We start from the raw sequence: 1,442 nt of genomic DNA, 5'->3' as shown, positions 1-1,442 counted from the left end.
CCCGTTGTCACTCATCATCGAGTTGAGCTCGGTGAGCGGTGCCACGTCGAGGACGTACACGTTCTGCGGCTTACCGGTGTCCAGGCCCAGATCCCCGTAGTAGGAGGACAGGATCAGGCGGGGGTTGGCCAGACCCGGATCGCCCGAGCGCGGCATCCCGTCCGGGCCGGTGACCGCGGTGGGCAGCAGCAACCCGGTGAAGCCCAGCTGGTCGGGGCGCGCGTCGGGGACCTTGAGGGTCAGGTTGGAGGTGTAGACCCCATCGACCGGGATCGTCACCACCGGGCCCTCGAACGCCACCTCCCCGTTGCCGTCGGTCACCCGGATCACCGGGGCGTAGCCGTTGCCCACCAGGTAGGACTTCACCCCGTCGACGTTGACCGGTGCATTGACTTTCAACGTCTCCTGCCGCGGGGCCGCACCGGGGGCGTCCTCGATGGTGACCTCGGCGGTGAAGTCGATCGGGGCCCCGTAGTTCCGAGGGTTGGTGGTGTCGCGGTAGAACTCGGAGGAGAAGTCGTCCAGGCGCAACGAGAAAGGGGGCAGCCAATCGGGGTTGTAATTGGTGCCCGGGGTGAAGGAGTCATAGCCGATCAGGGTGTTCACGAAGGACTCGTCCTCCACCAAGATTTTCTGCCCCTTGTAGCCGAACAAAGAGCCCACGGCCACGGAGATCAGCACCCCCAGCAGGGCCAGGTGGAAGACGACGTTGCCGACCTCCTTCCACATCCCCCGCTCGGCGGCCACCGACGGGGCGGCCGTGCCGGTCTCGCGTACGGCCACCCGATAGCCGCGCCTTTTGAGCAGCCGGGCGGCCTCAGCCACGACCTCGTCCGGGGCCGGTGCCGCCGCGCTGTCGCACCCGCCCAGGGTCAGGGACCGGTGTTCGGGCAGCCGCTCCAGCCGACGTGGGGTGCGCGGAGGCTCGGCCCGCCACGCCCGCCAGTGCTTGCCCGCCCGCGGGAGCACGCAGCCCACCAGGGAGACGAACAGCAGGATGTAGATCGCGGAGAACCACGCCGAGGAGAAAACATCGAAAAGCTGCAACCGGTCCAGCCACGGTCCCAGGGTCGGGTTGTTGTCGATGTAGTCGCTCACCCGAGCGGGGTCCTGGATGCGCTGGGGGAAGATCGACCCGGGCACAGCCGCGACGGCCAGCAGCAGCAGCAGGAACAGGGCGGTATTCATCTTCGTCAGCTGGGTCCAGGCCCACCGGGCCATGCCCACTGGTCCCAGAACCGGAACCTCGACATCGCCGGGACCCTGGCCGGACCCGCCGGAGGGAGCACTCCGGGCATTTCTGCTGGTGGTGTCCTCGGGAGTGTTCTCGGCGTCGCCGGTGGCGCTCACGGTGACCTCTTCGTCCCCGGGGCGGGGACCGGGTGGAGTGCCGGTGCTCATGCCGTCTCAGCCGCCACGTCGGCCAGGAGCGTTTCGAGGAT

At 68.3% G+C, this 1,442-nt stretch carries 1 protein-coding gene; it reads right to left on the bottom strand.

Annotation, left to right across the window (positions count from 1 at the left end; translation table 11 throughout):
• A partial coding sequence (locus tag BJF77_RS02850; RefSeq protein ID WP_255396109.1) for a cytochrome c biogenesis protein ResB occupies positions 1-1,221 on the bottom strand: 1,221 nt, incomplete at its 3' end.
• Between the last annotated feature and the right edge of the window lie 221 nt (positions 1,222-1,442).

This window comes from Kocuria sp. CNJ-770 (genome assembly GCF_001942375.1).
Taxonomy (GTDB): domain Bacteria; phylum Actinomycetota; class Actinomycetes; order Actinomycetales; family Micrococcaceae; genus Kocuria; species Kocuria oceani.
The sequence above is the reverse complement of the archived record's forward strand: the minus strand, read 5'-3'. Positions and strand labels throughout refer to the sequence as shown.